The sequence below is a fragment of the Kribbella kalugense genome (assembly GCF_004365875.1).
GTDB classification, from domain to species: Bacteria; Actinomycetota; Actinomycetes; order Propionibacteriales; family Kribbellaceae; genus Kribbella; species Kribbella kalugense.
In genome coordinates, this window is record NZ_SODF01000002.1 from 2,514,776 (window position 1) to 2,531,897 (window position 17,122).

The 17,122-nt window shown below is 65.3% G+C and carries 18 protein-coding genes and 1 tRNA gene; 8 read left to right on the forward strand and 11 right to left on the reverse strand.

Features of this window, described 5'->3' with window-relative positions:
• The first annotated feature begins 38 nt into the window (after positions 1 to 38).
• Positions 39 to 653 carry a PPA1309 family protein gene (locus EV650_RS29945; protein WP_202874977.1) on the forward strand — a complete coding sequence of 205 codons (615 nt, stop codon included), beginning with the start codon at positions 39 to 41 and terminating at the stop codon, positions 651 to 653.
• The gene (locus EV650_RS29950) at positions 650 to 3,637 is read left to right on the forward strand and encodes a UPF0182 family membrane protein (RefSeq protein WP_134122307.1); all 2,988 of its coding nucleotides are present in this window, start codon (positions 650 to 652) and stop codon (positions 3,635 to 3,637) included. The genes EV650_RS29945 and EV650_RS29950 overlap by 4 nt, the downstream gene beginning before the upstream one ends.
• Positions 3,638 to 3,712: 75 nt before the next feature.
• Here EV650_RS29950 and EV650_RS29955 read toward each other — a convergent pair whose 3' ends face one another.
• Positions 3,713 to 4,282 carry a hypothetical protein gene (locus tag EV650_RS29955; RefSeq protein ID WP_134122308.1) on the reverse strand — a complete coding sequence of 190 codons (570 nt, stop codon included), beginning with the start codon at positions 4,280 to 4,282 and terminating at the stop codon, positions 3,713 to 3,715.
• Between the two features lie 117 nt (positions 4,283 to 4,399).
• Entirely contained in the window at positions 4,400 to 5,365 is a 966-nt protein-coding gene (locus tag EV650_RS29960) for a GNAT family N-acetyltransferase (protein WP_134122309.1), read from the reverse strand.
• A 105-nt stretch (positions 5,366 to 5,470) separates the two neighbouring features.
• Between EV650_RS29960 and EV650_RS29965 the strand changes: the two genes are divergently transcribed.
• Positions 5,471 to 5,544: transfer RNA gene (locus tag EV650_RS29965), tRNA-Met, on the forward strand.
• Positions 5,545 to 5,640: 96 nt separating this feature from the next.
• On the opposite strand, the gene EV650_RS29970 is transcribed toward EV650_RS29965, so the two are convergent.
• Positions 5,641 to 6,198: a tyrosine-type recombinase/integrase gene (locus tag EV650_RS29970; protein WP_134122310.1), complete on the reverse strand. Its 558-nt coding sequence runs from the start codon at positions 6,196 to 6,198 to the stop codon at positions 5,641 to 5,643.
• A 6-nt stretch (positions 6,199 to 6,204) separates the two neighbouring features.
• On the opposite strand from EV650_RS29970, the gene EV650_RS29975 reads away from it, so the two are divergent.
• Positions 6,205 to 7,128: a hypothetical protein gene (locus EV650_RS29975; protein WP_134122311.1), complete on the forward strand. Its 924-nt coding sequence runs from the start codon at positions 6,205 to 6,207 to the stop codon at positions 7,126 to 7,128.
• Positions 7,129 to 7,439: 311 nt separating this feature from the next.
• Here the strand turns inward: EV650_RS29975 and EV650_RS29980 are convergent, their stop codons facing one another.
• Positions 7,440 to 7,910, reverse strand: coding sequence for a helix-turn-helix domain-containing protein (locus tag EV650_RS29980; RefSeq protein WP_134122312.1), 471 nt, complete (start codon positions 7,908 to 7,910; stop codon positions 7,440 to 7,442).
• A gap of 8 nt (positions 7,911 to 7,918) precedes the next feature.
• Complete coding sequence (locus tag EV650_RS29985) at positions 7,919 to 8,824, reverse strand: ImmA/IrrE family metallo-endopeptidase (protein ID WP_134122313.1); 906 nt, start codon at positions 8,822 to 8,824, stop codon at positions 7,919 to 7,921.
• 133 nt (positions 8,825 to 8,957) lie between these two features.
• Here EV650_RS29985 and EV650_RS29990 point away from each other — a divergent pair, with 133 nt between their 5' ends.
• Both EV650_RS29990 and EV650_RS29995 read left to right on the forward strand, forming a co-directional pair.
• Positions 8,958 to 9,434, forward strand: a complete 477-nt coding sequence (locus EV650_RS29990; protein WP_134122314.1) for a hypothetical protein — start codon at positions 8,958 to 8,960, stop codon at positions 9,432 to 9,434.
• 5 nt (positions 9,435 to 9,439) lie between these two features.
• Positions 9,440 to 9,925 (forward strand): DUF7665 family protein, encoded by a 486-nt coding sequence (locus EV650_RS29995; protein ID WP_134122315.1) that lies wholly within the window; start codon positions 9,440 to 9,442, stop codon positions 9,923 to 9,925.
• Here the strand turns inward: EV650_RS29995 and EV650_RS30000 are convergent.
• On the reverse strand, positions 9,877 to 10,404 hold the full coding sequence (locus tag EV650_RS30000; protein ID WP_134122316.1) for a hypothetical protein: 528 nt from the start codon (positions 10,402 to 10,404) through the stop codon (positions 9,877 to 9,879). The two genes, EV650_RS29995 and EV650_RS30000, sit on opposite strands and share 49 nt — an antisense overlap.
• Before the next feature lie 68 nt (positions 10,405 to 10,472).
• Between EV650_RS30000 and EV650_RS30005 the strand changes: the two genes are divergently transcribed.
• The gene (locus EV650_RS30005; protein ID WP_134122317.1) at positions 10,473 to 11,843 is read left to right on the forward strand and encodes a BilD N-terminal domain-containing protein; all 1,371 of its coding nucleotides are present in this window, start codon (positions 10,473 to 10,475) and stop codon (positions 11,841 to 11,843) included.
• A 42-nt stretch (positions 11,844 to 11,885) separates the two neighbouring features.
• Here the strand turns inward: EV650_RS30005 and EV650_RS41520 are convergent, their stop codons facing one another.
• On the reverse strand, positions 11,886 to 12,266 hold the full coding sequence (locus EV650_RS41520; protein WP_369409968.1) for a GNAT family N-acetyltransferase: 381 nt from the start codon (positions 12,264 to 12,266) through the stop codon (positions 11,886 to 11,888).
• Between the two features lie 572 nt (positions 12,267 to 12,838).
• Positions 12,839 to 13,891 carry a zinc-dependent alcohol dehydrogenase family protein gene (locus tag EV650_RS30010; protein ID WP_134122318.1) on the reverse strand — a complete coding sequence of 351 codons (1,053 nt, stop codon included), beginning with the start codon at positions 13,889 to 13,891 and terminating at the stop codon, positions 12,839 to 12,841.
• Positions 13,892 to 14,102: 211 nt separating this feature from the next.
• Here EV650_RS30010 and EV650_RS30015 point away from each other — a divergent pair, with 211 nt between their 5' ends.
• Entirely contained in the window at positions 14,103 to 14,750 is a 648-nt protein-coding gene (locus tag EV650_RS30015) for a GPR1/FUN34/YaaH family transporter (RefSeq protein WP_134122319.1), read from the forward strand.
• A gap of 2 nt (positions 14,751 to 14,752) precedes the next feature.
• On the opposite strand, the gene EV650_RS30020 is transcribed toward EV650_RS30015, so the two are convergent.
• The 3 genes from EV650_RS30020 to EV650_RS30030 form a co-directional block, all read right to left on the reverse strand.
• A complete protein-coding gene (locus tag EV650_RS30020) occupies positions 14,753 to 15,997 on the reverse strand; it encodes a S53 family peptidase (RefSeq protein ID WP_202874979.1) in 1,245 nt (414 codons plus the stop codon).
• A 353-nt stretch (positions 15,998 to 16,350) separates the two neighbouring features.
• Complete coding sequence (locus tag EV650_RS30025; protein ID WP_134122321.1) at positions 16,351 to 16,674, reverse strand: putative quinol monooxygenase; 324 nt, start codon at positions 16,672 to 16,674, stop codon at positions 16,351 to 16,353.
• A gap of 157 nt (positions 16,675 to 16,831) precedes the next feature.
• The gene (locus EV650_RS30030) at positions 16,832 to 17,029 is read right to left on the reverse strand and encodes a hypothetical protein (protein WP_134122322.1); all 198 of its coding nucleotides are present in this window, start codon (positions 17,027 to 17,029) and stop codon (positions 16,832 to 16,834) included.
• Positions 17,030 to 17,122: the final 93 nt, after the last annotated feature.

Below are 17,122 nucleotides of genomic sequence, written 5' to 3' on the forward strand. Positions count from 1 at the left end.
TCGTACGTCGCGGTGACCCGAAGGGAAGATCGGCCGGTATGGAATCCGTAGGCACGCTGCCTCCTGACGCGCTCAGCCGCGCGGTGATCGAGATCGAGAAGCACGTGAGCAGCGCGGGCTGGGACCAGCCCGCGCAGTTGTTCGCGTTGGTCCCGACCGAGGAACTGCTCCGCGCCGAACCGCAGCTGGCTGCCGAGCTTGGCACCGATGACGCCTCCCAACCGCTGACCCCGGTCGCCCAGGGTGAGCTTCCCGGCGGTGTCGAGGACGACAACCTGGCCGACGCACTGGGCCGGATCGAGTGGCCCGACGGCGTCGCCGGCTGTGCACTGGCGATCGAGCGGATCGTGCTGCCGGCCTCGACCGAAGCCGGTCTGTCCGGCGTCGAGTCCGACGCGCAACTGGCCCAGCTGGCCGGCAGCGATCCGCGCCGGCACGAGGTCCGGATGGTCGCGGCGGTACTCCGGGAAGGCGATCGGTTCGGCGCTGTCCGGCTGCGCGAGCACGACGAGGACGGCGCCGTGCTCAGCGGCACCGACTTGGTCCCCACGCTGTGCGAAGTACTGTCTTTGACATTCGAGCCTTCGGTCGGCAGCCGGCCGGGCGGTCCTGGGGTCGACGGCATGAGTGACGACGAGGAGAACCGACCATGAGCGACGGCGTCTACGACATGCCGGAGGAAACGCCGGCCCGCCGGCCGCGGCGTACGGGTGGTCGTCCTCGGGCCTTGCTGCCGACGATCGCCACTCTGATCGTCCTCTTGATCCTCTTCAGCGTCTTCACCGATGTCTGGACCCAACGGCTCTGGTACCGCTCGGTCGACCTTGGCTCGGTGTTCAGCACCGTGCTCGGGACCCGGGTGCTGCTGTTCGTGATCGTCGGTCTGCTGATGGCCGCAGCGGTCGTGGCGAACATCATCGTCGCGTTCCGTGCCCGTCCGCGGGTCGCACTCGCTCCGTCGCCCAGCCCGGGCTTCGAGCGGTACGGCGACCTGCTGCAGCAGCACGGGAAGGTCGCGGTCGGAGTCGTCGCGACCCTGATGCTGGTCTTCGGTGGCTCGGCGGCCTCGGGGGAGTGGAAGGTCTTCCTGGCCTGGAAGAACCGGACTCCCTTCGGCGTCACCGACAAGCACTTCAACAAGGACATCGCGTTCTTCGTCTTCGACTACCCGTGGCTGCGCGTGCTGCTCGGCTTCGGCTACTCGATAGTCCTGCTCTCGCTGGTCGCCGCGATCATCACGCACTACCTGTACGGCGGCTTCCGTCCGTCCGCGAAGGGGCAGAAGGCCTCCGGTGCGGCGCAGGTGCAGTTCTCGGTTTTGCTCGGTCTGCTGGTGCTGCTGAAGGCATTCAGCTACTGGCTCGACCGCTTCGGTCTCACGACATCGGACAGCCGGCTCTTCACCGGTATCTCCTACACCGGTGACAACGCGATCCTGCCCAGCAAGGAGATCCTGGCCGTCATCGCGGTCATCTGTGCGGGGCTGTTCTTCGCCAATGTCGTCCGCCGGACCTGGTTGCTGCCTGGTGTCGGCACCGTTGTACTGATCCTGTCGGCGATCCTCCTCGGCGCTCTCTGGCCGGCCGCGCTCCAGCAGTTGCGGGTGCGGCCGAGCGAGCCGGTGAAGGAAGCGCCGTACATCACCAAGAACATCCAGGCCACCCGCGATGCCTACGGACTCGCGCAAACCGAGGTGACCGACTACCAGGCCAAGACGACCGCGACGCCGGCCGAGTTGCTGCAGGACACCGAAGTACTGCCAGGCATCCGGCTGATCGATCCGAGCGTGGTCGGGCCGACCTTCGAGCAGCTTCAGCAGGTCCGCGGCTTCTACTCGTTCCCGACCGATCTCGACGTGGATCGGTACAAGATCGGTGACAAGGTCAACGACACCGTCATCGCGGTCCGTGAGGTCCAGGTCGATCGGCTCCCGGCCGGCCAGCGCAACTGGAACAACGACCACACCGTCTACACCCACGGCTACGGCGTCGTCGCCGCGAACGGCAACCAGCGGGCCGCGGACGGTACGCCGGTCTGGACCGAGCAGGACCTGCCTCCGAAGGGCGAGCTCGGTGACTACGAGCCCCGGATCTACTTCGGCGAACAGTCGCCGGACTACTCGATCGTCGGCGGCCCGGAAGGCGGCCAGGCGGTCGAGCTCGACACGCCGGAAGGTAAGACCGGCGGCGACCCGACACTGAACACCTACCACGGCAAGGGAGGTGTCTCGATCGGATCGTTCGGCAACCGGTTGCTCTACGCAACCAAGTTCCGGGATGCGAACATCCTGCTGTCCAGCCGGGTGAACTCCGACTCGAAGATCCTCTACGACCGCACCCCGCGCGAGCGGGTCGAGAAGGCGGCGCCGTGGCTGACGCCGGACGGTGACCCGTACCCGGCGATCGTCGACGGCCAGGTGGTCTGGATCGTCGACGGCTACACCACCTCGGACAACTACCCGTACTCCGAGAAGGTCGCCCTGGACGTCAGCACCCGGGACACCACCACCGGCCGCGGGACGATCGCGCAGCAGCCGAGCGAGAAGATCAACTACATCCGCAACTCGGTCAAGGCCGTGGTCAACGCCTACGACGGCTCGGTCGAGCTGTATGCGTGGGACGACAGCGACCCGGTGCTGAAGACCTGGATGAAGGCCTTCCCCAACACGGTCAAGCCGAAGTCGGCGATCTCGCCGCAGCTGATGGCGCACCTGCGGTACCCGGAGGACATGTTCAAGGTGCAGCGCGATCTGCTGGCGAAGTACCACGTCACCGACGCGGGCACGTGGTACCAGAACAGCGATCTGTGGCGTGTCCCGGACGACCCGACCGCGGTCTCGTCCAGCGGCGACTCCTCGACGCATATCAGCCAGCCTCCCTTCTATCTCTCGTTGCGGATGCCCGATCAGACCGATCCGAAGTTCTCGCTGACGTCGGTGTACGTGCCGAACGCCGAGCGGGAGAACCTCACTGCCTTCATGGCCGTCGATTCCGAGGCGACCTCGCCGGACTACGGCAAGTTCCGAATACTGCGATTGCCCGGCAACCTGCAGATACCTGGTCCGGGGCAGGTCTACAACAAGTTCCAGACCGACGAGGGCATCAGACAGGCGTTGCTGCCGATCAACCAGCCGAGTAGCGGCGCCAGAGCTCAGTACGGCAACTTGCTGACCTTGCCGCTCGGCGGTGGTCTGCTCTACGTCCAGCCGGTGTACTCGGTCCGGACGAGCGGGCCGGGTAGTTATCCCGTGCTGAGATATGTCCTGGTGTCCTTCGGTGACGGCGTCGCCTACGGCTCCACGCTGCAGGAAGCTCTGACCAAGGTCTTCAACACCAATGTCGACACGGGTGAACAGCCACCGGGCACCAAGACCCCGCCGACGCAGGTGAACCAGACGGTCAAGCAACAGCTTGCCGCGGCGCAGGCTGCCTGGAATCAGGCTCAGGACGCCCTCAAGAAGGGCGATCTCGCCGGCTATCAGAAGGCCCTGAACGCGATGAAGGCGGCGATCGACAAGGCTGCGGCAGGCGCCGCGGCCACGCCGACTCCGACGCCCACGACGAAGCCGTCCGGCAGCCCGTCGACACCGCCGGCATCGACGACGCCGACCAGCCCACCGTCCTCACCGACAGGCTGATCCGCAGGGCACTTCCCGGGGCGGCGACACCGACACACCAGTCGGCGTCGCCGCCCCGTTCCGTTGCCTAAGGCATCAGCCCGCGGCTTCCGGGTGGAATCCGGCGGCGGTGTCGAGCACGTCCTCGTCGGTGAAGCGCTCGTGGTCGATCGTCACCTCGGCCGCGACGCCTGGCGAGACGAAGTAGAACACCTCGTCTCCGGCGAACAGAGCGTCGTACCCGCCGACCTTGACCGGGGTCAGCTGCCAGTCTCCCGGATCCTTCTCCTCGTACTCGATCAGGAAGGTCTTCAGCGCCTCGAGGTCGGTCAGCTTCTCACCGCGGAGCGTCTTCACGGTCAGGTCGACCTTGAACGCTCCCTCCGGATCCGGGCCCGTCTCCCAGACCCGGCTGTGGAAGGACACGTCCTCCCACTCGTACTCGAAGTCGCTCGGCGTGCCGAGGCCGTCGGGAAGGTTCTCGATCACGAAGCCGTCCAAGGTGCCAGCTCTCTGCTCGGTCGATGGAGATGCCGCGGAGTACGTCGAGGCTGCTGAGGCGGGGACGGTTGTCGACAGCCCGAGTGAGGCCAGGACGACCGCGCTGCCGATCACGATACGACGGGCGGACGGCACGACTCGGGAACGAAGCGATGAACGCGACATGGCTGCCTCCAGGGAACGGCGGCGCCTCGCCTGCTGCGAGACGCCGTTCATGCCCAAGAAGATGCAGCGATCAAGACCCTTCCCGACGGACGAGTTCGAGCCTGTGGAAAACCAGGGTCAGTACCCGATCAGCCGGTGCAACCGATGGAACGTCTGGCGGAACCCGAGCCTCGGCCAAGCCCGCGACGACAGCAGATTCGTCACCCGCCAGTCGGTCACGACCGACGTGTACCCGGTGTCCGCCGACCACTGCAGCACCGCCTCACCCAGGGCGCGTCCGGCCCCGAGCCCGCGAGCCGACGGAAGTACGGCGGCGAATCCGAGGAAGCCGGCGTTGTCCGGCCTGGCCAGCCCGTTGTGCGCGCTCGACTTGTCCAGCGAACATCCGATGGCGGACCCGATCACCTGATCGTTGTACTCGGCAACAAAGGTCGCGTAGGCCGGGTCGTCGAACGACTCCTCCCAATCCGCAAGCGCCTCCTCGAGAGTCGGTACCTCGGCGGACGAGAACACCGGCGACCTTCCCTGGTGCTGAGGCAGTACGACGTCGAGCTCCGCGAGTACCGGGATGTCCGTCCGGGCAGCACGACGTATGACGAGATCGCGCGGCGGCTGGAGCGGGGAGTCGGGCACCGGGCGGATCGCATGCGCATGCTGCGAGCCGAACGCCAAACGGAACCAGGCGTCGATCAGCTCGGCGTCGTCGGGCACCAGTACGTAGTGCGCAGTACGACCCTCATCGACCCACCTGGTCGCGGCAGCGCCATACAGGTCTCGGATGTGTTCCGGATCACGCACGGCGTGACCGGCGGCCTCGACCCAGATGTTCGGACCCCAGGCCGGCGACGGCTTCGGTGCAGCTAGGAGATAGCCGGTGATCTGGCCGCCTTCGACCATGACCGCGCCGGATGCGCCCTCGCTCTCCCAGGCCGCCGTCACCTCGACCAGAGCGAGGCGTTCGTCCTCATAATCAGGCGGAAGCAGGGGGTGTCGCTTGCGATGCTCCTGATGCCGCTGAGTAAGCAGACCGGCCGCAGCCGGCAGATCCGCCTCCGCGAACGGACGGATGACATGACGTGCCATAACCCGGACGGTACGCCGACCAGCCCTCCGCAGACACGGGTTTTCGCCGGGCCGGGAACCGATTTGGTTGCTCGGCCGCGATCCTCTAAACTAAAGACACAACGGCGCGGGGTGGAGCAGCTCGGTAGCTCGCTGGGCTCATAACCCAGAGGTCGCAGGTTCAAATCCTGCCCCCGCTACAAAAGAAGGCCCGGACCAACAGGTCCGGGCCTTCGCCTTGTCCTATGCGGTCTGACCTGGGGTTTTGTGCGTGGCCTCTTGCCTCAGCGTCCGCTTCAGCCGACGACCGCGAGTGGCGGATCTCCATCATCGGGATCTGCGTTCGGGCGGTCTGTGACCAGATCTGTGACCAGTGGGATTGCTTCCGGGGCTGTGATGCCCGCCGCTTGTGCGATCAGCGTTCCCATCGTCTGCGCAAGCGGGCGGTCGATGCCCTGTGATCGATGGGTGTAGATCTTCATCGTGATCGACTTGTCCGCGTGGCCGATGCGTTCGCTGAGGATCTTCACGTTGTGTCCGGCATCCTGAGCCATCGTCGAGTAGGTGTGGCGCACATCATGCAGTCTGATCCGGGGAACGCTCGCCCGATCAACCAGCCGGTTGAAGCGAGCCGTGATGGTGTCCGGGTGGATCGGCCGTCCCTCCGGCCCAACCATGATGTAGTCGTGCTTCGGATAGCTCCCCTCGAATGCGTGTCGCTCGTCGTTGATGCGTTCGACGTACTGGCGCAGGTGGATCAGGGTGAACGTGTCGAGCGCGATCTCTCGCTCGCCCGCGTCGGACTTGCCGTCAGACTCCACCGCCCGGCCGCCGCGGCTTCGTCGTGCGAGCATTGCTGGATGACGCTCGTGCTGACCGCTCGCGGCCGCGACACATTGTGGCTCGTGGTCGATCGGCGGCTGTCGTTCGGTGGCAGCCGACCGCCGATCGACGACGCGATGAAGGTTATGGACCTGGACACCCTTGACGGTCGAGGTTTGCTTGCGTACGCCGGTCTCGGTGCGACAGCAAGGGGCACGCAGCCGTCAGCCTGGATGAGTGCGGTTCTGCGCGGCCGAGGCGGGCTCATGCTTGAGCAGGCCCTCGACATCCTGTCGGATGCAGCTACGCGGGAGTTGCCGCGGCATCTCGTTAGGACGCCGGCGGGTGCGCACACGATCCTCATCCCGGCCTTCGTGCAGGGTGTCGGGGCTCGGCTTTATGCCATCGACAACATTGTCGATCCCAAGACCAAGGAACACCGGTACCGCTACACCCGTCATGAGAGGCCGGGGGTCGTGCGGGGCTCCCGGGCCCCGAGTGTCGTCGTAGCTGGAACGGGCGGCGTGTATCTCCAGAGCAGAGGCGAAGCTTGGGTGCGCTCGCTGTTTCACCTGATCAACGCACACGATCAAGGCAAGGTGTCTGACCTGCTGGTTGCCGACCAACTGGCGGCGCTCTCCTACGAGGCTCACCATGCGGTCCGGGACGGGAGCGTCGGTCCACGGTGCATTGTGGTGTGGCGGCGACGGCCCGACGCGCGGCCTGGTCCAGGAGGCGGCCACCAGGCTTACACAGGCCTTGGCCGTGACGCAAACTCGGAGGGAATCCCGACTATCTCCAACGGGTTCGATGTCTCCGCGATCACCGGGATCATGATGAAGCAGATCCTTGATCAGTTCGCCGGAGGCAGTTCGCCCCAGGTCGCCCTGGACTTGGATACCGACGAGCTGAATCGACTGCTAGGTGAGCTACCGGAAGGCCCGGACGAGAAGCTCCGATAGGGCCAGATGTGTGACCGGATCCGTGACCACCGGTTCTGGGATAGGTCGTACCTGATCGGTACGGATGAGACGGTTGGGCCTTGCTTGACTAGCAGACGCTCACATCGGTCTACGTAGTTGGTGCCAGCTGAGACGGCGTCAGCGCTACTCATAACCCAGAGGTCGCAGGTTCAAATCCTGCCCCCGCTACCACAGAAGGCCCGGACCATCGTCCGGGCCTCCGCCTGGTTACCTGGAGTCTGACCTGCGGCGGGCTGTCGGTCGCAAGTACTGCGAAGTAGAACCCGAACGGGGGCTTGCCTCGGCTGGCACTAGCGCCGACTGGCATCCATGCCAGCACTGTTCTTGATGGCGTCATAGATGAACGCCCAGCGCTCCTTCGTCCGTGGGGCCTCGCCGCGGAATGCAATCCCTGCGAGCATCTCGATGTCGCGCATGGGCAACTTCCGTTCCAAAGCGAGAGCCCGCAGCTCATCTGGGATAACGAGTGGATCGGCGAGAACTTGACGACCGACAAGATCGGCGAGAGTCACCCCCAGAGCCTGCGCGATCTTGTGCAGGATCGTTGCTCCCGGTCTGCTCCCGCTGCCCTTTTCGACGGTCGACAGATAAGACTTGCTGACCGTCGCCTGGGCAGCGAGTTCGCCCAACGAGAGTCCTTTGTCTGTTCTCAGGCTGGTGATGCGCTGACCGATGCTGGCGGCATCGAGTTCGCTGGTATCAGTCTCATTTCCTAGTTGGGTAACGATTGCCCTGTCCGAGTCCTGGTGTGAGGGAGTCATGATCGGCTTCAGTTGGAGGCTAGGACTGCATCGAGAGGGCCGCCCGGCATCGCACAGCGGTGCGGCTGGTACTGGTGCGGGGTGGCGAGGACAAGTGAGCGCATGACGAGATTTCCTTCATTGTCGGTGTAGGGATCGGTAAGCGCGGAGATGTCGGCGGTCCTGGTCGTCGTGCGGAGTAGCGACAGGTCGAGGATGTCGTCGACCGGTCCGCCGTCGAACACGGCACACAGCGGATGAGATTCCGGGATCTGAGTCCCCCTGAGCTGAGAGGGCGCTACCGCGCACCACGGGCTGTTGCTGAAGACGCGGTGGACTGCTATCTGCGTGCCGCCATCGCGGTCCGAGGTCTGTCTCAGGTCGACGACGATGCCGCTCCGGTCGATGAGGTGGAGAAGCTGTCTCAAGGTGGCGTCGAGGCTTGCGTGATGAGAGTCGGCGATTCGCTTCATGGCGACGATGCTGAACGGCGTGTCGGCAAAGACCGGCCTCAAGAAGCGGCGGGGGAGGAGGAGCACTGCTGCTCCTACGTCGGCTAGGGCTTCGAGGCGGCCGTCTCTGGCCAGAAACGTCGCTGAGCCACTCGAGCCGCACCGCTTCTGCACGACTGTGTACCCAGGCAAGAACGTGTGGGTGATCTCGTGACCAATCGTGAAGTTCTTGCGGTGCGATCGGTCAGAAGCTCGGACCGTGATGGTGAAGGTTCCGTCTGACGATGGCGTCAGCATGCCGGCCCAATCCATCTCGGCGTAGCGAATGTGCTTGATCTGCTGGTAGCTGGCCGCAAGGTGAAGATCGGCCGGGGGCTTCAGATCGAGCTGGCGGCCGAACCGCTCGATCATGCTCTCCACCAGCACAGCGTCGGGCACGCCCGGCATGCGGGCGCGTGCGATTTCAAGCTCCGACGCGGCCATCCTGAGTTCAGGATAGGTCGTTCGCGGTTGCGAACGCAACCTGCTACGCTGTCACTGTTCGCAATTACGAACAGATGGTCTGCATAAGCAGACAGGCCGCCAATTACCGAACCACACTCAGGAGAACAGCCCAATGACCAAGATCGACCTCTATGAGATGGGCTCCAGGCAGCCCGCAATGACCGACGCGTCCGACGACCAGCGCCTCGACGAGGCGCTCCGGCTGCACGGCGGCGACGTACTGGTCCTCGTCGACGACGAGGACGTCGACTTCGCCGACCTCGACATTTCCCGCACCGTCGGCGATGTCGCGGCTGGCCGAACCGACCTGGTGATCCTGCGCAACCCGCTGGCGAAGGTGACCGTCAACATTCACTACGCCGGCCTGACCAAGCCGCTCCAGGTCCACGCCGCCACTCGCATCCGCCGCATCCGCAAGCTGGCGATCAAGGCCCTGGAGCTCGACGCGGAGACGGCCGCAGATACGGCTCTGCGCCTCGAGGGGGCGAACACAGACCTGCCCCTGAAGCAGCCGATCGGCATCTACCTGGACAAGGGTCAGCACCAGATCTCGCTGGACCTCGTGCACAAGACGCGGCCCCAGGGCTGAGCACCGTGTCCGATTCCGAGCAGACCATGTCGCCCGGCGAGGCACGGCTTCGAGCCGACCTCGCCGGCGAGGCCTTCATGGTGGGCCTGCAGGCCGAGAAGTGGCGCAATCCGCTGCTCGAGTGGCCAGTACTGCGGATCCACGTGGCGGTGGGGGATCGCGAGTTCGTCCGCATGCGTCTCCTGGTTGACGGCTACCCATCTCGCGCGCCCGGCGGCCAACTGTGGGACGACAGCTCCAACTCGCCGCAGCCTGTAGGTAAGTGGCCGACTGGAGGCACCGCCGGCAAGGTGTTTCGCCCTGACTGGTCCCCCCCGAACCAGAACGCCCCGTACCTGCCCTGCGACAGAGCGGGTCTCAGTACTCACCCCGACTGGGCACACGCGATCCCCGACCGTGCCTGGAATGCCGCGAGGACCATCGACTTCTACCTCGACGAGATCTACGGCGAGCTGACCGACGCCCGGCTCCCCACAGAGCGGGCCGCCTGATGGCGGACGTAGGACGCCAACCACGACCACAGGTCCGCCTCGCGCAGCACACCTTCCTGCGCCTCATGCGAGAACTCGAAAGTCGAAGCCAGCACCGCCGCGAGGCCGGCGCGTTCCTCCTCGGGCGTGCGTCCGGACACGACATCACCAGAATCGCCTTCTACGACGACCTCGACCCGACCTGCCTCACTGGTGGCATCACCTTCCACGCGTCCGGTTACACCAAGCTCAACCAGATATGCCGAGATAGCAAGGTCCGTGTCATCGCCGACATCCACCTGCACCCAGGGCCCGGCGTCCGTCAGAGCCAGACCGACGCGGCACACCCGATGGTCGCTCGGGCCGGGCATCTCGCCCTGATCGCCCCGCAGTTCGGTCGGGGCGTAACACAGGCCGACCAGCTTAGCGCCCACCTCAAGGCCGTCGGCGGCTGGAACATATTCCTGCAGTCCAAGGTGGCCGACGTCTTCGTCGTACACCCGACCTTGCGAGGCCGACTGATGCAGCTCACATCCTTCCTACGACGCAGCACACCTTGGACCCGAACATGAGCACACTGGACCCTGAGCACGTCAGCCGCACTTCACTGTTGTTCATGCGGCGGGCCGGTGATGCTGCCGTCGGCGCCGAATGGCACCAAGCGTTCGCACTCCGCATCATCGCCTCGACCGAGACGTGCTCACATCGCGAGGGGCAGGCCGCCGTCATCACCGCCGTGAAGACTGCCGTTCGCGCACTCAGCTTCGACAACGGCGACAGCACCTCCCGAGTGACCGTGGCCCTGCTCAGCCCAGAGCAACCGGTGTTGGGCGGGCCAAGCGCCGGCCTCCCCCTCGGCGAAATCGTCCAACAGGAGGGAGCCGGGCTAGCGACGGAACTCGAAGTCGATCCCGCGACTCCCACCATCATCCTCGGCCAGCCGCCCGCCGAGATGGCGCCGGGGAACGCCGCCACCATCGCAACGTGGACGGACTGGACAGCAGAAGTCTCCCCATACTCCGCCGTGCAGCCCGACAGCTACCGGTCCGACGGGAACGTGCTCGCGGCCATTGCCGCAGGAGCCCTGGCGGTGGCTGCCGCCTTCTTCCACTTCGCGCGACTAGACGATGACAACTTGTGCCAGGACGCGCTCCGGTTCGACCTCTGGTCACCCGAACAACCTGAAGGCCGCGTTCCGCCCAAGCTCCGCTATGCCCCGGCCCAATGGTGGCTACTTGGCCTCGGCCACCTCGGACAGGCGTACGCCCACGCCATCTCCTGGCTGGACTACGCAATTCCAGCTGAAGTCGACGTCGCGCTCCAAGACGTGCAGCGCACCGTACCCGCGAACCACAGCACCGGGCTCTTCACGCCGCGGGGATCGGATGGCCGGCACAAGACTCGCCTCGTCGCTGACGCCCTCGAGCGCTGCGGTCTGAACACGTCCATCATCGAGCGGCTCATGGATGAATCGACGGCGGTCCGCGCATCTGACATGCACGTCGCCCTCGTCGGCGTCGACAACCTCGCCACTCGTCGCAGCATCGACACCTTCGGTTGGCGCACCGCCATCGATGTCGGAATTGGGACGGGCGCGGACGACTTCGATGGCATCACCCTGGTTCGATTCCCAGGCCGTGCCAGCGCGAGCATCCCGGCCTGGCAAGAGACCGCGCCGGGGGCGAAGCCCCCTGCCGGCGATGTGATGGTGACAAGAGATCTCGACCCCTGCGGTGTCGCACGGCTAAACGGCATCGCAGTGGGGGCCAGCTTCGTGGGCACCTTCGCCGGCGTGCTGGCGGTCACCGAAGCGCTTCGCCCGCTTCACGGCGGCACTGCGCGTTCCGTCCTGTGTCTCAGCATCCGCGACGCAGAGATTGACGGAGCACAGGCGGTGCAGCAGGTCGAGCCGCCGGTCGCGCTCGAACTCCGTGAGTAGCGAGAGGGCATTCGGGCGCGGATCATTTCGGATCAGGGTCCATCAACTCTCCATGTTGGGTTCAGATCCTGGCCCGCTACCAAAGAAGGCGACCAACAGGTCCGGGCCTTTGCTTATGCGGCTAAGTGGACCGGCTGATGACCGCGCTGCGTTCGCCTCCGACTTCGGTGAATCCGAAGCGGTTGTACCAGGGGATGAGTTCGTTGGAGGTGCCGAGGCGGCGCGGGAGCATCCGGCGCCGACCGCGTGAACCAGTGCTGCGGCAATGACTGCTGATGTCGCGCCGCGGCCGCGCTCGTTCTGCGAGGTGGCAACTGACCAGAGGTTTGCCGTGTCTCTGGCGGTGACGATGGTCGCTGAGGAGACCAGGCTGTTGCCGTCGAAGGCTCCGACGATGTCGGCAGCACCAGCGCCATGGAAAATGTAGTCAGGTCGTCCGGGTCGTCGTACACGCCACCGACCATCCGCAGTAGGCGAGCCCGCTCCTCGGAATCGTCGATGATCGCGGTGTTGAACTGCGAGGGCGCGGTGACGGCGGGCGGTCGGCGAGTTCGCAGAGCATCAGGGGCGCGGTGTTGGAGGACATCGGGTCGAGCTCGTCGAGCGCCGCCGCGAGATCCTCTCGATCGAGGATTTGGACGGAGACGTCACAGCCGTCCTGACGGATTGGCGAGGCCAGAGCGAACCGACCGGGTCATGGCCCTCCCGCGATGGCGCGGTCACGAACAGTTGGTGCGCGATCTTGCCGGGCCGACCGGTCCGCCAAAAGCAGTCGGCCTCGCTGTGCCGTTCCCAGGCGAACACGCCATTCGCCGAGGGCTGTTGCGCCAGGCGACCACTGCGGTATCCCAGACAATCTGTCCGCTGACATCCCGGGAATCGTGGGTGCTCGTCCCGAATCTTTTCCCGATGGTCACCTAGTTCGCGACCGCCGAATTCGACCGCGGAAGCTACGCGAGAAGATCCGGACCAACAGATCCGGGCCTTCGCCTCGTCTACTGGGCGTTCGAGATGATGACCTTGAGCGCCTCTTGTTCGGCGGCGTTGGTGAAGGTGTCGTAGGCCTGGTCGAACTGGTCGAAGGTGAAGCGGTGGGTGACGAACTTCTCCGGGGCGATGGCCTTGTTCTTGATGTCCTCGAGGAGTTCCGGTGCGGTGATCGCGTTGACCAGGCCGGTGGTGATGGTGAGGTTGTTGATCCAGTGCCGTTCGAGCGGGAACTGAACACTCTCCCCATGTACGCCGATGTTGGCGACATGACCGCCGGGCCGGACCGACTCCAGCGCGATGCCGAAGGTTGCGGGGACACCCACCGCCTCGATGGCGACGTCAACGCCCAGCCCGTCGGAACTGAATTCCCGTAGGGACTGCACGATGTTCTCGTCGACCTCGATCGTCTCGGTCGCCCCGAAGTCGCGGGACTGATCGAGCCGGAACTTGTTGGTGTCGACGGCAATGATCGCTGAAGCGCCGGCCGTTCGGGCAGTCATGATCGCGGCGAGCCCGACGGGTCCGGCGCCGATGACGGCGACCACGTCCCCGCTCTTGACGGCGCCGTTGAGGACGCCGATCTCGTAACCGGTGGGGAGGATGTCGCTCAGCATCGTGCCCTGTTCGGCAGACACTCCTTCAGGAAGCGGGATCAGGCCGTTGTCGGCGTACGGAACCCGCACGTACTCGGCCTGCGTTCCGTCGATGAGGTGGCCGAAGATCCAGCCGATGCCGCCGAGGGTCTTGCAGTGCGAGGGCAGGCCGGCCTTGCAGTAGTCGCACGTCCCGCACTTGCTGATGCAGGAGATGATGACCCGGTCGCCGACCTTCACGCTCTTGCAGTCGGCGCCGACCTCGGTGACCACGCCGACGCCTTCGTGGCCGAGGATCCGGCCATCCGTGACGGCAGGTACGTCGCCCTTGAGGATGTGCAGGTCGGTGCCGCAGATGGTGGTGACCTCGACCTTGACGATCGCGTCGGTCGGGTCCTTGATCGCGGGGTTCGGGACCTCTTCCCATGCCTTCTGGCCAGGTCCGTGGTACACGAGAGCCTTCATCGGTACTCCCTTTCTCGTCGGCGATCGGCACCAAGGGCGCGCACCGGTACGTAACGGATGCTCACACCGAAGCCGGCCGGCGCACATCTCATCTTGAGACGGGCCTCGGCTGAGCGCAGGGCCGGACAGTGCTGCCTCAAATCGAGACATGCTGCCGGACGAGAAGCGGCAAGGATTGTCATGTTCGCGATGCGCCCGGAAGGAGCTCGCCATGACAACCATCGACGCCGATGCTCACAGCGTCCCCGAGGTACAACTCGCTACTGAAGCCGCGGTCCCGGCGGTGACCGGCGACCCAGCCCTGATCGGTCTCCCCAGTTTCATCGTGGGATCTGTCGCGCTCGGTCTGGTCCTTGTCGGCTACGTCTCCGCGGCCGCGGTCGGGGCCTCGCTCCCGATCATCGTCGCGGCGACCGGCCTCGGCCTGGTGATCGCGGCCGTCTGGGCGGCGGCTGTCGGCCAGAGTGCGGTGGCCGGAGTGTTCGGCATCTTCGCCGGATTCTGGCTGAGCTACGCAACGCTCGTACTTGGCCTGACGCACAACTGGTTCGCCATCGCCGCCCCGGATGCCCTTCATACACAGGGCTTGTTCGTGATCTCGTGGTTGGTCGTGGTCGGGATGCTGACCCTGGCCACACTCCGGCTGCCGGTTGCCTACACCCTGCTCTTCGCGCTCATCGAGATCGCCCTGGTGTTGGTCTTGATCGGCACGCTGCAGCAATCAGCCGGCACGCTCAAGGTCGGCGGCGTGGTCGTGTTCATCTTCGCCGCAGTGGGCGTCTACCTGTTCTTCAGCTCGGCTTCGCAGGCGACAGGCGGTCGAGCACTTCCGCTCGGTCAGCCGCTTGTTCGAGGCTGATCTCATCTGGCAGTACGGCGAAGTCCCAGGATGAACGCGAGGCCGTTGGGGGTTCCGACGCCGGTGACGGTGTCGTAGCCCTTGGCGGTCACCTGGTCGGTGTCGGAGCTGTTCTGGGAGTCGAAGACATCGACGCTCGCACTGTCCGTGCTGTTGGCCGGTGTGTAGGCGGCCAGATTCTGCAGGGGCAGTACGTCGTGGAATGCGCGTGTTCCGTACAGGCGGTAGAAGAGCGGGTTGGTGAAGCCGAAGCTGGTCCGCTGGCCCTGCTGTGCGTCGGCGATGAGTCCGGCGATCAGCGGGGCGGCCAGACTGGTCCCAGCGTTCACCTGTGTCTTGTACTGGCCGTCGTCCGAGGACGTGTAGCCCGTCAGCATGCCGGTGTCGAGATCGGCGACGGCAGCGATGTCAGGCACGGTCCGGTTGACGACTGTTCGGTTGCCGATCCTTACGTGCGACATCGACGGCGGTACGACGCCCTTCTGGTACGCCGGTTGCGCATAGTCCAAGCTGGTCCCGCCGCCGGCACCGCTGATGCCGATGTCGCTCCACTTGCCTTCATCGAGTACGGCGGTGTCGTTGGACCAGCCGGTCTCGAACACTCGGTTGTTCCACCGGCCGAGACCCAGCGTCGTCCCACCGACCGCTACGACGTACGGATCAGACGCGGTGGTTGTCAGACCCGGTGTGTCGCCGGATGAGAAGTACAGACCGACACCTTCGGCGGCTGCTCGGACAGCGATCGCGTGCACGGTCTGCGGAGGTAGGTCGCCGATCGGGATCTGCCAGGAATTGGAGACGATGGAGGCGAGCGGCCGATGGCCGTCGCCGATCAGCACGGCGAGAATCGCGTTGAGCAGCGCATGATCCTCGTCGCAGCCGTTCCCGACGACCATCAGCTGATTGGCGCTCGGCGCCATCGCGTAGACCGCTTCGGAGTCCATCTCCGCTTCGTCGTTGTACTGCGCCGCGTCGCGCGACCCCTTGCTGCACTGGCCGCTGCTTCCGACGTGGATCTCCTTGTACTGGCTGGCCTTTGGTGCCGGAAGGTGATTTCTCTTCGCGTACTCGCGGAGTGTCTGGAGCATTGCGGTCGGAGCTTCGCTCTCGGTCAAGGCAATGGTCTGGCCGTGACCGGTGGCGGCCCAGCTTGCGCCATAAGCAGCACGCAGTTGCGTGGCGGAGTACCCGCAGATCGGCAGCGAGCCCTTGGTAAGCCCGCGATACGACGGACTGAAGCTGCGCACGTGCTCCGCCCAATAGCGCGAGCACGTCTGAACGGATCGTGCTGTTTGTGCAACCGACGCCCGCGCCGTCACCCCGAACTCACCGAGCGAGGCTGGCTGACCGAACCGAGCCGTATAGGCGTCCGGGCTCAGATAGTGATGAAACAGGGGACTGCCTGGCGTCGACACAGCAATGGCGAACCGCTCAGCACCCGCCAGATCCGACACCTGAACAGTCCGCGACTCTGAGGAGCCTGGAGCACCGGCGATTGCTACGGCCAAACAGCCCGCGAGTGCGACAGCAGTCCTGATCAACATGCCTCCACGTTCGGTGACGATCCGCTCACCTTACGTCGTCACACGCCTGAGAGGCCCTACTTCACTGCGAGTTCGCCGAGCTCCGACCAGTCGTCTTGCGGGACCTTGAAGTTGACGATGCGCGGGGTCTCGACCAGGTGGGGCGGCAGGTGCTCCTGTGCGGCCTTGAAGTGGTCCGAGGTGACGTGGTGGGTGGCGCCCTCGTCGTCGGCGAAGGCCTCTACCAGGACGTACTCGCTCGGGTCGTCGAGTGAGCGGGACCAGTCGAACCACAGGCAGCCCGCCTCCGCGCGGGTCGCGGTGGTGAAGTCGGCGGTGATGGACGGCCAGTCGTCGGCGTGCTCGGGCTTCACCCGGAACTTGGCGGTGATGAAAATCATCAGGCTTTCCTCCGCTGAGTCGATGGGTCTCGATGCTATCGGCCGCCGCGCCAATGACAGTCGCAATCTGAGATCACCGCACCCTGAACAGACGAAACCGCTGTCCGCCCCGGTGTGAAGGGGCAGGCAGCGGCTCGAGCGACCTGGACGGGTTGGGTCAGGCGGCTTGCGGTACGCGGTTGTGTGCGGCCCAGACGGCTCGGCGCAGTCGCGCCTTGTCCGGGTAGCCGGCCTCGCGGCCGATCACGTACACGTCGTGGCTGCGCATGTTGACCATGCCGGCCACGTACCAGACCGGGCTTCCCTCGGCCAGCATGGTGATGATCATGTTCCGGGTGTCGGCGGTGATGTTCATTCTGACCCTCTCCCTTGGTCGCTCTTACTGATACGTCGGGCCAGGTGGGCCGGATTCGACACCGCCGCAAAGAAAATCTGAAAAACAAAGCGC